Origin of the sequence: Pricia sp., assembly GCF_041745955.1 — a bacterium.
Classification (GTDB): Bacteria; Bacteroidota; Bacteroidia; order Flavobacteriales; family Flavobacteriaceae; genus Pricia.
In genome coordinates, this window is sequence record NZ_JBGTHY010000124.1 from 1 (window position 1) to 11,806 (window position 11,806).

11 protein-coding genes, 1 tRNA gene and 1 pseudogene are annotated in these 11,806 nt (G+C 45.7%); 11 read left to right on the plus strand and 2 right to left on the minus strand.

Translation table 11 applies throughout. From position 1 onward, the window contains the following. The first annotated feature begins 259 nt into the window (after positions 1 to 259). The 3 genes from ACEW8S_RS04365 to ACEW8S_RS04375 all read left to right on the plus strand — a co-directional run bounded on the left by ACEW8S_RS04365 (position 260) and on the right by ACEW8S_RS04375 (position 2,808). Positions 260 to 332: transfer RNA gene (locus ACEW8S_RS04365), tRNA-Phe, on the plus strand. Positions 333 to 486: 154 nt separating this feature from the next. Further along, positions 487 to 1,458 (plus strand): phosphotransferase, encoded by a 972-nt coding sequence (locus tag ACEW8S_RS04370; RefSeq protein ID WP_373516962.1) that lies wholly within the window; start codon positions 487 to 489, stop codon positions 1,456 to 1,458. Between the two features lie 45 nt (positions 1,459 to 1,503). Further along, positions 1,504 to 2,808 (plus strand): ADP-ribosylglycohydrolase family protein, encoded by a 1,305-nt coding sequence (locus ACEW8S_RS04375; RefSeq protein ID WP_373516963.1) that lies wholly within the window; start codon positions 1,504 to 1,506, stop codon positions 2,806 to 2,808. 192 nt (positions 2,809 to 3,000) lie between these two features. On the opposite strand, the gene ACEW8S_RS04380 is transcribed toward ACEW8S_RS04375, so the two are convergent. Beyond that, positions 3,001 to 4,548: a glycoside hydrolase family 32 protein gene (locus ACEW8S_RS04380; RefSeq protein ID WP_373516964.1), complete on the minus strand. Its 1,548-nt coding sequence runs from the start codon at positions 4,546 to 4,548 to the stop codon at positions 3,001 to 3,003. A 342-nt stretch (positions 4,549 to 4,890) separates the two neighbouring features. Between ACEW8S_RS04380 and ACEW8S_RS04385 the strand changes: the two genes are divergently transcribed. The 3 genes and pseudogenes from ACEW8S_RS04385 (at position 4,891) to ACEW8S_RS04395 (ending at position 6,999) form a co-directional block, all read left to right on the plus strand. Continuing rightward, positions 4,891 to 5,328: a rhodanese-like domain-containing protein gene (locus ACEW8S_RS04385; RefSeq protein WP_373516965.1), complete on the plus strand. Its 438-nt coding sequence runs from the start codon at positions 4,891 to 4,893 to the stop codon at positions 5,326 to 5,328. A gap of 182 nt (positions 5,329 to 5,510) precedes the next feature. After that, positions 5,511 to 6,187: pseudogene (locus ACEW8S_RS04390) on the plus strand (TIGR04282 family arsenosugar biosynthesis glycosyltransferase). Further along, entirely contained in the window at positions 6,184 to 6,999 is an 816-nt protein-coding gene (locus tag ACEW8S_RS04395; protein ID WP_373516966.1) for a purine-nucleoside phosphorylase, read from the plus strand. The pseudogene ACEW8S_RS04390 and the gene ACEW8S_RS04395 overlap by 4 nt, the downstream one beginning before the upstream one ends. A gap of 7 nt (positions 7,000 to 7,006) precedes the next feature. On the opposite strand, the gene ACEW8S_RS04400 is transcribed toward ACEW8S_RS04395, so the two are convergent. Further along, positions 7,007 to 7,387: a VOC family protein gene (locus ACEW8S_RS04400; RefSeq protein ID WP_373516967.1), complete on the minus strand. Its 381-nt coding sequence runs from the start codon at positions 7,385 to 7,387 to the stop codon at positions 7,007 to 7,009. A 97-nt stretch (positions 7,388 to 7,484) separates the two neighbouring features. Between ACEW8S_RS04400 and serS the strand changes: the two genes are divergently transcribed. The 5 genes from serS to ACEW8S_RS04425 all read left to right on the plus strand — a co-directional run. After that, the gene (serS, locus tag ACEW8S_RS04405; RefSeq protein ID WP_373516968.1) at positions 7,485 to 8,756 is read left to right on the plus strand and encodes a serine--tRNA ligase; all 1,272 of its coding nucleotides are present in this window, start codon (positions 7,485 to 7,487) and stop codon (positions 8,754 to 8,756) included. A gap of 105 nt (positions 8,757 to 8,861) precedes the next feature. After that, positions 8,862 to 10,646, plus strand: coding sequence for a tetratricopeptide repeat protein (locus ACEW8S_RS04410; protein ID WP_373516969.1), 1,785 nt, complete (start codon positions 8,862 to 8,864; stop codon positions 10,644 to 10,646). 6 nt (positions 10,647 to 10,652) lie between these two features. After that, on the plus strand, positions 10,653 to 10,964 hold the full coding sequence (locus ACEW8S_RS04415) for a DUF4286 family protein (RefSeq protein ID WP_373516970.1): 312 nt from the start codon (positions 10,653 to 10,655) through the stop codon (positions 10,962 to 10,964). Between the two features lie 24 nt (positions 10,965 to 10,988). Then, positions 10,989 to 11,300, plus strand: coding sequence for a gamma-glutamylcyclotransferase (locus tag ACEW8S_RS04420; protein WP_373516971.1), 312 nt, complete (start codon positions 10,989 to 10,991; stop codon positions 11,298 to 11,300). A 10-nt stretch (positions 11,301 to 11,310) separates the two neighbouring features. Beyond that, a partial coding sequence (locus tag ACEW8S_RS04425; protein WP_373516972.1) for an rRNA adenine dimethyltransferase family protein occupies positions 11,311 to 11,806 on the plus strand: 496 nt, incomplete at its 3' end.

Genomic DNA, 11,806 nt, shown 5'->3' on the forward strand with positions numbered 1-11,806 from the left:
AGAAACGATACTCCGCTTTATGCCCGGGTAATGCTCGCAGACTTCCTTTACCTGTCTTGCCACATGTTCGGTTTGGACATTTTGATGGAACACCAATTTTCTTGCCTCAAAAACAGCCAGTTTCACCGAGCTATTTCCGGCATCTATAACTAAGTTCATGTCGCAAAGATCAAAAAACGAATAAAAACAATCGCCTTTTTTTTACTATTTGTTTGTATATCGCAAAATTGAAATTATATTTGCAGCCCCTTATAGGGATGGTGCCTTAGCTCAGTTGGTAGAGCAATGGACTGAAAATCCATGTGTCCCTGGTTCGATTCCTGGAGGCACCACAAAAGACCACGACTCAAGAGTTGTGGTCTTTTTGTATAAAATTGTATCCCATTTTTTCTTTTAAAATTCCGGATCTAGGTGTATGCCAAAAAAATCCAGATCGAGTAGAAGGGATTGATTATTTTTACCAGTATCTTGCATAAAACTCCAATTTTGACTACCATAGATATATCGACCCCGCTACCCGAACTTCAGGAGTACCTCCTAAAAAGGGAATGGCTGAATGCCAAAGAAAAAATCACATCCATAGAGAAACCCGGCGAGGGAAATATGAACGTTGTACTTCGTGTGGTGACCGATCAACGCTCCTTTATCCTAAAACAATCGCGCGCCTATGTGCAAAAGTACCAAGAGGTCAAAGCTCCGGTGGAACGTATTACGGTTGAAAAGAGCTTTTACCAGGCCGTAAGGGATAATGCGGTCAATGCGCATATTCCCAATATCTTAGGATATGATTCCGCGGAAAACCTATTACTTCTTGAGGATCTGGGGCATTGCGAGGATATGGTCTCCATCTACCACAAAAGGGCTATACCGGCAAAGGAATTGGACAGACTTATTTTTATACTCGGGCTTATCCATAGGAAGAACGTGGAGGACGACTTTCCGGATAACCTTGAAATGCGACGGTTGAACCACCAACATATTTTCGTGCTTCCCTTTCTTGAGGATAACGGTCTTGACCTTGACGACGTGCAACCCGGACTGCAAGAACTTTCAATTCCCTTTAAAACGGATACAGCGTTGAAATCGGTGGTCGATCGCATCGGAAAAAAATACCTATCCCCCGGAAAAACCTTGCTGCACGGCGATTATTATCCCGGAAGTTGGATGACCGAAGCCGATAATCTCTATGTCATCGACCCCGAATTTGCTTTCCCCGGTTTCGCGGAGTTCGATATGGGCGTTATGGCGGCACATCTTATTATGGCCACCGGAAAAAAAAGATTCTTGAACCAGATTCACGATCGCTATCAAGGCGAGGCCGACAAAAAGCTGATGAGCCAAGTAGCGGGCATCGAAATCATCCGCCGTTTGATCGGGTTGGCGCAATTACCGCTGGAACGTGATATTGGCGAGAAGCGAAAGCTGTTGAAAAAGGCACGTAGGCTTATTTTGGGATGACGGATGACGGATGACTGAAAATCAACTATTTAGCTAATTTATATTTTGAAATATCCTCTTTATTTGGTTTTTACCCTTTTGGCACTTGTCTCGTGCAAGGAGAAGGTTTCCGACGTAAACATCCCTTCCCCGAAAAAATCGGATTATGCGGGCAAAGATCTAAAACTATCCGAGGAAGCATACCACGACAAGGTGCTGGGCGCTTTGGTCGGTTCCGCTATCGGCGATGCCATGGGCGCCTCGACCGAAATGTGGCATCGCAAAGACATTCAGCTCAAATACGGCTACATTAACGGTTTTACCCCGGCGGTGCGCGAACAGTCGCCCGAAGGTACATGGGGCCACAATCTTACTGCCGGCGCCACTACAGATGATACGCGCTGGAAATTAGCCATGGTGAAATACCTCTCCAAGTACCAAAATGATTGGAATCCCGAGCACTTTGCCGATTTTATAGTGGCCTATTACGCCTCAGTGGCGCGGAGCCTCTCCGATGATCGCGATATCCTCGAAACCGATTTTCTGGATACCCAAATCGAAAAGATCGATTGGATCAAGGAGTGGGCACGGGTCGCCATGGCCTACCGCGAAAATCCGGAAATGTATCAAAAGGCCTTGAACCGATTTTATGGTGGCGAGATGACCTGCGCCGGCCAACTGTACACGCCCATGTTCGGATTGGTGAGCGCGACCCCCGAAGAAGCTTACAATATCGCCTACCAGCATTCCATTTTTGACATAGGCTACGCCAATGATATTTCAGGGCTGGTCTCGGCCATGACCCATGTGGCGATGCGTACCCAAAGTGTGGACTCTATAATCGACACCGCCACGTTTATCGACCCCGAGGGGTATCAAAACAGCCGTTTGGTCGGGCGCATTGCCTATTCCGTCACCGATGCCTCGGTCAAAAGTGTTTTGGGGTTAAAGGATTTAGTCTTGACGGATTCTTTGAGCGCGATAGATTCTTTGATCTTTAAAATGCCCAAAGGTTTTCCGGGCAATCAAAAGGAGTGGATCCGTCAGGAATCCGTATATCAGTTTTTGGAAAAGGATGAAAAAGCCATCGCCTTCCATTCCGGGGAGATTTGGCAGATTTTGGTCACTGCACTTCAATTCGGCGAGGGCGATTTCGAAAAGACGATGCAGTTTATCGTAAACTATGGTAGGGACAACGATACCGTGGCCGCGGTTGCGGGAATGATCTTGGGGGCCAAAGACGGGTACTCGAACCTTCCCGTAGCCTTACGCACCGAAGCGCTTCGGGTCAACAAAGAAAATATGGGCATTGATCTGGAGGCATTGGCGCGAGAAATGACCGAAAAAAATGCCTTTAATTTTACCGAATAAACTTCCCATCGTGATACTGCGTATTTCGTAGAAAGTCCGCAAAGCAGGTCGCAAAGACCGCAGAGCCATAAAAAATCCCCGACCAAAATTTTTCGATTCCTTGCGGTTTCACTTTGCTTGGAACAAATCAACGAAAGCTAGGAAAGTAAACAATGATTAGTTGCTATTATTGATAACGATGGGGGCAATCCATCACCACACACCTTTTACCGACCCTATCCCAAAATTTTTAAATTCTAACGCCTTAGCATCCGAAGTGTTCACGATGTTCAATGCATTGTAGTTTTCGTTAGGAAAAACCTGTGCCGTAATCGCATATTGCCCTTTATTTAGAAAGATTTCTATGGATGACCTATCCATCAAGATCCGTACTTCGTATTTCCCATCGGGCAGATCGGGGATTGGCATTTGCTGGATGGTTTTACCAAAATCTTCCTGAAAATCGGTTTTTCCCGAACGAGATCTGTCCAGCGTAAGTTCATTGCCATCACTTTTTAGGGTCAAAACCAATTCTTCGTCCACCTTATTCCCAAATTTCAACTGAAAATCTTTTGAGGAAGTCACAAAACGGACCTCCGACCGCATCAGGTTATCAACGGAAATTGACTCCTCGCCTCCGATCGCAATGTTCAGATCTTTTACAGACCCTTCCGAAATCATGCCATCCACTTTTTCTATCGGATAGTTGAACAGCGTATACCCCTTCCCCTCTTTTTCCAGAGTCAGTTTTCTGGGTAGGGTCATGGTACCGCGCCAGCTTTCCGTAGGAGTTTCGTTCGCATAAAGCCAGTTGCTCATCCATCCTAAAAAAATCATTTCGTCGTCAGGAGCATTACTGAACGTAACGCCCGCATAATTGTCCGTGCCCCAATCGATCCAGCGGACTTCGGTCTGGTCGGTCGTAAAGGTCTTACCGTCAAAATCACCTATAAAATACTGTGTGCCGCTGCCCCCGTTCGGCGCACCGGGATTGATACTAATTAACAACACCCATTTTTCTTTATCGGTACCCTCGACTTTAAAAGGTAGCAGATCGGGACATTCCCAAACCCCACCATGGGCTCCTCTGTCTTTGCCGAATTCGCCCAACAACTCCCAATCCTTTAAGTTTTTGGAACCGTAGAACTGGGCATGATGCCCCGCTACCAGACTCATGATCCATTTTTGGTCGGGTTCGTACCAAAACACCTTGGGATCCCTGAAATCGGTCGAATTTTCATCGCTGACTACAGAATTGCCGTCATATTTCGTCCACGAATCACCATTATCAAGACTGTAGGCAATGCCTTGGGTCTCGAAATTCGTATCGCCGCTAGCTTTCCTCCCCGCATCGTGATAGGTGAAAATGGCCACCAAGGGCGGATTATCGTCCGTACCGAATCCCGATGAGTTCTGTTTGTCGAGCACTGCACTTCCCGAAAAAATAAATCCCTTTTCATCGGGATAGAGTGCAATCGGCTTATGCTGCCAGTGCAAAAGATCTTTGCTCGTCGCATGCCCCCAGTGCATAGGCCCCCAAACCGTGCTATCGGGATGGTATTGATAAAAAAGATGGTAAACCCCCTTAGTGTAGACCATCCCGTTAGGATCGTTCATCCACATGGATTCGGGCGAAAAATGGAACTGTGGCCGGTAAGGCTCCGTATACTTTTCTTGCTCGGTTTTACTGGCCATGGTCGCTTCTATCTTTTTGTCGTTTTTACAGGATACCAAAACTACGGCAAGGAATAGAAACGGCATCCAATTATTTATCTATTTCATGTCTTATTCTTTGGGATATTCTTTAGTTTTAAAATGAGACTATCCGCAAAACGTCATAATTTCCGGATCTGATACAAGATAAATAGGATGTAGGATGATAGACCTAAAAAATTGTGCCAATTTATGGTACAAAAAATAACTTGTCCTACTTCCTCTGTCTTACCATCCTATACCATTCTTAGGCTTCAAACGGATATACATACCTTTTTAAAACCTCCCTAAAATAGTATCTTTACGCCAATTATTTACACCACTATGCGATTTCTTTTGATAACTGCTTTATCCCTTGCCTTTTGTCCCACAGTTTTTGCACAGAAAAAAATGGACAAGACCCTTAAAAAATTCAACAAAGAAAGCGTGCCTTATATTAGTGTCGCTGCCCTGAAAGACATTAACCATGCAATTTTACTGGACGCTAGGGAAAAAGAGGAATATGACGTAAGCCATTTACAAAATGCCGTTTGGGTCGGCGCCAAGACCTTTGATCTGGATTCCGTCTGGCCGAAAATTGAAGATAAAAATACCGAGATCATCGTCTACTGCTCCATCGGCGTCCGTTCCGAAAACATTGGTGAAAAATTGATGAATGCCGGCTACACAAACGTGAAAAACCTGTACGGCGGCATCTTCGAATGGAAGAACGAAGGGCATGCCGTCTATGATTCCGAAGGCCACGAGACCGATAAGGTACATGCCTTTAACAAGCATTGGGGGAAGTTACTGACTGAGGGGGAGAAAGTTTATGGTGAGCAGCAGTAAGCATAGAGCACACCGAGCACCGAGCACCGAGCGAAAATTATTTTTTCTAAACTTCAAAACCAGTAAACTCTCAAGCTTTTTTTCCTAAACCTCAAAACTCACAAACTTTTTTGCAGACTCATAAACCCCTTAACCTATTTTTATAAATTCCTAAACTTTTCCTAAACTCATAACCTTTTCCAATGGGCATCATACAACCACAACAGAACAAACACGACAAAAAGACCATCCATTTTACGCTGGTATCCTCAAAAGACCTTTTGCTCATTTTTACGCGTAATCCCGAATTGGGCAAATGCAAAACGCGGTTGGCGGAGACCGTGGGCGACGAAACGGCATTGGATATTTATAATTTTTTGCTGGGCCATACGGTGTCCATCACCGAAAACCTGAACGCCGCCAAACAGGTCTGGTATTCCGAGGAAATTTGGGAGGATGATATTTGGGACGATGCTTTCTACGACAAAAAACTGCAAAAAGGGCCACATTTAGGTGTTCGGATGGCCAATGCCTTTCAAGACGGATTCGCATCGGGCTATGAGCGGATTATAATACTAGGAAGCGATATGTTCGACCTGAACCAAACGACCTTGAAAATGCCTTCGCCCAGCTCAAAGAAAATGATTTCGTGATAGGCCCGGCAGAAGATGGCGGTTATTATCTCTTGGGTATGAAAACCTTCAAGCCCGAACTTTTTCGGGACAAGGGTTGGGGCGGGGAAACCGTTCTAGAGGATACCCTTGAGAATTTGAAAGACGAAAAAGCGGTTATCCTAGAAGAACGGAACGATGTGGATGTTTATGAGGATATAAAGGATATTGAGGCCTTTCAACACTTTTTAAAGCACGTAGAAAAATGACACAAAGACAACTTGACGAATCTACCACATATCTCCAGGAAAAGGGATTTGACTCACCCGAAATCGGCATTGTACTAGGCACAGGCCTAGGAAAACTGGCCGATGCCATCGAAAATCCCCTTGTAGCACATTACAACCATATTCCCTTCTTTCCGTTGGCAACGGTAGAATTCCATTCCGGCCAGTTGATCTATGGCACTTTGCAAGGTAAAAAAACCGTGGTCATGCAAGGGCGATTCCATCTTTACGAGGGCTATGATTTATTGGATGTCACCTACCCCATTCGGGTCATGCACCAATTGGGCATCAAAAAACTCTTTATTAGCAATGCGTCCGGCGCCATCAATCTCAAATTCGGTTTGGGCGACCTGATGTTGATCGAAGACCATATCAACTTACAGGGCGGTTCGCCCCTGGCCTTTAAAAATGTAGCCGCGTTCGGCACCCGGTTTACCGACATGGCCGAACCTTATGATGTGGACATGCGCGAAAAGCTCGTCGAAATCGCAAAAAAAGAGAACATAGCCCTGCAAAAAGGCGTTTATGCTTCCGTAGTAGGCCCCCAATTGGAGACAAAGGCAGAGTACCGCATGCTTAAAATATTGGGTGCCGACGCCGTAGGTATGAGTACCGTACCCGAAGTTATCGTCGCCAACCATTTGAAACTCCCCGTCGTGGCCGTATCGGTATTGACGGATATTTGCGACCCCGATAATCTAGAGCTGGTCAATATTCAGTCCATTCTTTCCGTTGCGAAGAAGGCGGAACCTAAAATGGTGAAATTGTTTCGGGCGTTGATTGGGGTGTTGTAGACCACTATTAAAACGGAACCGTACGCTCACACAACTGCAAGGGCATCCCCCAAGGATCCCGTAGCATAATGAGGTGGCTGCCATCCTCTTTATGTACTTCCTCGACGAACGTGGCTCCTTCGGCCATAAGCCTATCTTTATCCTCCTCTGCGTTTTCGGATACAAAAGCCAGATGAAAGGTGAGAAAATGCTGAAAGGTAAAATCAGTGATCGCTTCGTCCGGTCTGTGATAGAGTTCCAACATCACCCTTCCCGAAGCATCGGCCAAAAAGGTCATAAACGGCGGCTCTTTTTGCGCATTGACCACTTTCAATCCCACAAATTTAGTATACCAATCCACCACGTCATCCACATTAGTTACGTTCAGTGCAAAATGTTCGAAAATCATTATTTCGTCAGTTTTGAAATATGCAAAGTAAAAGTATCGGTTTTTACACAAGTTCATCAAATGATTCCCTTAAATTTGTTGGAAATATTAGGGAGACATGCTACAATTACATGCCATACGCGAGAACAAAGACCTCTTTATCGATGCCTTGAAGAAGCGGAACATCGATGCGGCACCGATGCTAAACGAGGTGATTCGATTGGATGAAAAACGCCGTGAAACCCAGACCCAATTAGACAGTACCTTGGCGGAAAGCAACAAACTTTCTAAAGATATAGGCGCACTCTACCAAAACGGAAAGTATCAGGATGCCGAAGTCATAAAGCGAAAAACAGGAAGCCTCAAAGAAGATTCCAAAAAACTGGGCGATGACCTGAATACTACGGCCGAAGCGTTGCAGAAGTTACTGTACCAGATTCCCAACATACCGCATGATACCGTGCCAGCGGGCAGTTCCGAAGAAGATAACGAAGAAGTTTACGAAGAGGGCGCTATTCCCGTTTTACGGAACGATGCCCTGCCCCATTGGGAACTGGCCAAAAAATACGACATCATCGATCTTGAACTGGGCGTAAAGATTGCTGGTGCCGGATTTCCCGTATATAAAGGTAAGGGAGCGAAATTGCAACGTGCCCTTATCAACTATTTTTTAGACAAGAATACCGCGGAAGGCTATACCGAGGTACAAGTACCGCATCTGGTCAACGAAACTTCGGGCTATGGCACGGGACAATTGCCAGACAAGGAAGGCCAAATGTACCATCTGCCCGAAGATAACCTGTACCTCATCCCCACCGGGGAAGTGCCCGTGACCAATATGTTCCGGGACCAAATTTTGGAAATCGGCGATTTTCCCTTACAATATACCGCCTACACGCCTTGTTTCAGAAGGGAAGCCGGTAATTATGGGGCCCACGTTCGTGGCCTGAACCGATTGCACCAGTTCGACAAAGTAGAAATCGTTCGGGTAGAACATCCCGACAGGTCCTATTGCGCTTTGGATCAAATGGTAGAGCATGTCAAAATCATTCTTCGCGAACTCGAACTGCCTTATCGCATCCTCCGCCTTTGTGGTGGCGATTTGGGGTTTACGGCCGCCCTCACCTACGATTTCGAGGTTTTCAGCACCGCGCAAGACCGATGGCTCGAGATAAGTTCCGTCTCCAATTTCGAGACCTATCAGGCCAATCGCCTAAAATTGCGCTTTAAGGACGAAAACGGGAAAAGCCAGTTGGCACACACCCTGAACGGAAGTGCTTTAGCGTTGCCGCGCGTCTTGGCGGGTATTTTGGAGAACTATCAAGCTGCGGACGGTATTCGTATTCCGGAGGTTTTGGTGCCGTATTGTGGGTTTGACGTGATTAATTGACTCCGGGTTTTATCGGCCATCCTTCCCAATATTAATCCTTAACTTTGATAGCAGGATTTTAATTCAAAATACAATCGATAAAAAAATCGAGCTTAAACGTATTCAATGAAAGTAATGTTCATTTTTTGTTTACTTCTCTCCGTAGGAAGCGCCGCCGCCCAAGAAGACTTCCTCGCCCAGCAGTACTTCAACGACGGCGATTATGAAAAAGCAGTCGTTTTCTACGAAAAATTGGTCGAGCAAAATCCTCGGAGAACGGACTATGCCGAAGGCCTCATTGACACTTACCAGCAATTGGAACGCTATGCCGCTGCGGAAAAATTCCTCCTTCAAAAAATAGAGGAGAGCAATGCCTACCCTACCCTGCTCATCGAACTGGGCTACAATTATACCTTGCAGAAAATGCCCAAAAAGGCCGACGCATACTATGGACAGGCTATCGCAAGAATCGCCGAGAACCCTAACTTTGGGTACGGCGTGGGGTTTCGCTTTCAAAAATACGTTTTGCTGGATTGGGCGCTAAAAGCCTACACCAAAGCCATGGAACTCAATCCGCAATTGGATTATAACTACCAAATGGCCCGCATCTACGGCGAACAGGGCGATATCGAAAAAATGTATGTTTCGTACCTGAAACTTGTCAGCGAGGGCAAGACCTCACGGTCGAACGTGCTGCGACAGATCGACGACTTCGTTACCTCCGATCCTGAGAACGATAATAACCTCTTGTTCAAGCAAGTACTACTAAAAAACGCACAAAAAAGTCCCGACCTACTTTGGAACGAGCTGTTGAGTTGGCTCTTTGTAAAGCAAAAACAATATGACAGCGCCTTCCGCCAAGAAAAAGCGCTCTACAAACGTATGGATGCACCATCGATGCAACGCTTGGAGGGCCTTGGCGATTTGGCCCTGGAGGATACCGAAACCGGGACCGCAAAAGAAATATTCGAATATATTGCGGACAACAGCGGTGAAGAAATTACCAAACTCAACGCCCAGCTGCAATTGATCGACATACAATTGCTAAATACCGAAGAAAAAGATCTGGATGCTATTCAAAAGAAGTTCGACGAACTGGTGGCCATCCACGGTTATAAAAACCAGACCTTGCAATTACAGGTGGCCTATTCCAATTTTCTAACTTTCGAAAAGAATACGCCCGAACCTGCCATAGACCTCCTTAAGAAAAGCTTGGACTTGCCCCTCAACGATAGGGCAGACGCTTTCGTAACCTTGGCCTTGGGCGATATCCTGGTTTATGACAAAAAATTCAATCAGGCCTTGATTTATTTTTCCCAAATCCAGAAAAAATTGAAAAACGATGTGATGGGGCAGAACGCCCGGTTCAAAGTAGCACAGACCAGTTTTTATAAAGGGGATTTTGATTGGGCGCTGACGCAGTTGAAAGTCCTGAGAAGTTCAACTTCGCAGTTAATCGCCAACGACGCCATGCAGTTGAGCCTTTTGATATCCGACAATTCGTTGGAAGATTCCACCCAGACCGCCCTGAAAAAATATGCCCGTGCCGACCTTTTGGCCTACCAGAACAAAAAAAAGGAGGCCATCGCCGAGCTAGATGGCATCTTAACAGACCACAAAGGCGAAAAAATAGAGGATGAGGCACTGTTGAAACAGGCCGAACTTTTAGAAAGTATACAGGATTACGAGGCCGCCGAGTTCAACTATCGCAAAATAACGGAGTTTTACGCCAACGGTATCCTAGCCGATGATGCCCATTTCGCCCTCGGCGAACTGTACAGAAACGTACTCGATGAGCCCGAAAAAGCCAAGGCCGAATACGAGAAAATTATTTATAATTATCAGGACAGCTATTACTTTCCACAAGCCCGAAAGAATTTTAGGATATTGCGAGGGGATGCGGTTAATTGATATTATATGCTAATCTATAACGTAACAACGAACATCGAAGCATCCGTTCACCATGAATGGCTACAATGGATGCAGGAAACCCATATTCCCGATATGCTGGCGACGGGCAAATTTCTGAACGCTAAAATGAGTAAGGTCTTGGTGGAAGAAGAGTTGGGCGGCCTTACCTATTCGGTGCAATTTACGACCGTGGACAAAGAAACATTGCTAAAATATTATTCCGAGGATGCTACCCGATTGCGAGAAGATGCCTTAACACGTTTCCCGAACAAATTTGTATCCTTCAGAACGGAACTAGAAGTAATCAGCGAACACTAACAATTAAAACATAGTAGTAATCCAATGGAAAAAATCGAATTTCTGTTCACCTATGGCACCCTCCAAGATGAACGCCTGCACCATGCCCTTTTCCAAAAAAAGATGGAAGGTACTGCCGACACCCTGCGCGGCTATTGTATTTCGGAAGCCAAAGTGAACGGTATCTACCCCATGGCCGAACATACCGGAAACGAGGAAGATGCCGTTGAAGGCATCGTATATGATATTGCCGAAGAGCATTTGAAAGGAGCGGATGAATACGAGGGCGACCTTTACGAGAGGATAAGCGTTACCTTGGTTTCCGGAAAAAAGGCTTGGGTCTACATCACGATTTGAAAACTAGGTCATGTCCAAAAAGAAAAATTATGGAAAGAAAACCAAAAAATATTCCTCGGATAAAAGTCCCGTAAAGGCCAAAAAATATCTAGGCCAACATTTTCTGAGGGATGAAGGTATTGCGCGCCAAATTTCGGAGACACTTTCTTTAAATGGCTATAAGAAAGTGATAGAAATCGGTCCCGGTACGGGCGTGCTCACTAAATATCTGCTATTGCGGGATATCGACCTGGTCGCCATGGACCTCGATGCGGATTCCATTGTTTACCTGAACCACAGTTTTCCGTTAGAACATCCGAAGGTTTTGCAGAGGTCGGGGTCTTTTCAGGTCATCGAAGCGGACTTTCTTCACTACGACCTGTCCCAACTTTTCGGAGACGAGCCCTTCGCCATTACGGGAAACTTTCCCTACAACATCTCTACACAGATCGTTTTTAAAATGCTGGAAATGAAGGAACAGGTTCCCGAATTTTCAGGCATGTTCCAAAAAGAGGTGGCGCAACGTA

Excerpts from the sequence above, each read along its gene's own strand:
- ACEW8S_RS04420 (WP_373516971.1), top strand. The coding sequence starts at position 10,989 with ATGGAAAAAATCGAATTTCTGTTCACCTATGGCACCCTCCAAGATGAA.
- serS (WP_373516968.1), top strand. The coding sequence starts at position 7,485 with ATGCTACAATTACATGCCATACGCGAGAACAAAGACCTCTTTATCGAT.
- ACEW8S_RS04410 (WP_373516969.1), top strand. The coding sequence starts at position 8,862 with ATGAAAGTAATGTTCATTTTTTGTTTACTTCTCTCCGTAGGAAGCGCC.
- ACEW8S_RS04400 (WP_373516967.1), bottom strand. The coding sequence starts at position 7,387 with ATGATTTTCGAACATTTTGCACTGAACGTAACTAATGTGGATGACGTG.
- ACEW8S_RS04415 (WP_373516970.1), top strand. The coding sequence starts at position 10,653 with ATGCTAATCTATAACGTAACAACGAACATCGAAGCATCCGTTCACCAT.
- ACEW8S_RS04385 (WP_373516965.1), top strand. The coding sequence starts at position 4,891 with ATGGACAAGACCCTTAAAAAATTCAACAAAGAAAGCGTGCCTTATATT.
- ACEW8S_RS04380 (WP_373516964.1), bottom strand. The coding sequence starts at position 4,548 with ATGCCGTTTCTATTCCTTGCCGTAGTTTTGGTATCCTGTAAAAACGAC.
- ACEW8S_RS04395 (WP_373516966.1), top strand. The coding sequence starts at position 6,184 with ATGACACAAAGACAACTTGACGAATCTACCACATATCTCCAGGAAAAG.